This window comes from Micromonospora sp. NPDC047753 (assembly GCF_040642735.1).
In the GTDB taxonomy this organism is placed as follows: Bacteria; Actinomycetota; Actinomycetes; order Mycobacteriales; family Micromonosporaceae; genus Micromonospora.
The window spans coordinates 1-1,039 of record NZ_JBEYSL010000903.1 but is presented as its reverse complement, the minus strand read 5'-3'; the positions used below and the strand labels follow the sequence as shown (position 1 = coordinate 1,039).

Annotated in this window: 1 protein-coding gene; it reads right to left on the bottom strand. The window is 74.5% G+C overall.

What is annotated here, in order from left to right:
* Window positions 1–240: 240 nt before the first annotated feature.
* Window positions 241–885 carry a maleylpyruvate isomerase N-terminal domain-containing protein gene (locus ABZ749_RS35630; protein WP_357235868.1) on the bottom strand — a complete coding sequence of 215 codons (645 nt, stop codon included), beginning with the start codon at window positions 883–885 and terminating at the stop codon, window positions 241–243.
* Window positions 886–1,039 lie beyond the last annotated feature (154 nt).

Sequence of the window (1,039 nt, the reverse complement as noted above, 5' to 3'; positions counted from 1 at the left end):
GGCGACCCGGTCACGGGGCGGACGTGGTCACGGGGCGACCCAGGCGCCGGGCGGACCCGGTCACGGGGCGGACGTGGTCACGGGGCGACCCAGGCGCCGGGCGGACCCGGTCACGGGGCGGACGTGGTCACGGGGCGACCCAGGCACCGGGCGGACCCGGTCACCGAGCGGCGTGGTCACGGGGCGGACCCGGTCACCGGGCGAACCTGGGTGGTGGGTGATCGGCGACGGGCCGGGCGGTCAGAAGGCGGAGATGTCCTGGGCCCGCTCGGTCCGGCTGAGTGCGCTGATCAGCGCGGACTGGCCACGGCGGCGGACGGCCAGGCGGACCAGCAGGTCGCGCACGGGCTCGAAGACGTCCGCCGGGAACTCCGGCGTGGGTACGCCGATGCTCACCGCCAGGTCGTCGGAGTGGACCACGATCTCCAACTGGCGGGTGAGCAGGAAGTCGCCGCGCCGCAGCGACCAGCCCTGCCACGGGATCGGCACGACCTCGCGGGCGGCACCCCGGGAGAGCAGGTCCCCCACCTCCGTCAGCGCCTGGGCGGAACGGGCGTGCAGGTCGGCCGGCCCACGCTCGGCGTCGGCCTCATCGGGGCCGGAGGCGACCGTGTCCTTGTCCGGGGAGCCCTCGGAGACCCACGCGGCCCGCTCGTAGTGCTTGTCGGCGGACCCCAGGGTGGGCAGGTCGGTCGGCATCGGCAGCAGCTCCGCCGCGCGTACCGCCTGCCGTCCGAGGTGACACGCCAGGCCACCCACGGACAGGTGCGGCAACGCGCTCGGGCTGGCCCACTGCTCGGACACCTCGGGGCGTCGGATCAGGTCCAGGGCGATCGAGGCGGCGACCGGAAAGCTGGCATCCAGGGCGTCGGCAGGGCGAGACATCCGCACATTCTGACAGTCCCCACCGACCGGCGCCGAGCACGCGACCCGGCGCCGAGCACGACGCGCTCCCTGTTCACCGCCATGGTTGAGGCGCGGCGTCCACCCGTTACGCGCAGAATGTCACACTTAGTGCTAGCCGGTCCTCGCTTCGGCG

Bases quoted from the DNA above. Each gene is read 5' to 3' on its own strand.
- ABZ749_RS35630 (WP_357235868.1), bottom strand. From the start codon at position 885: ATGTCTCGCCCTGCCGACGCCCTGGATGCCAGCTTTCCGGTCGCCGCC.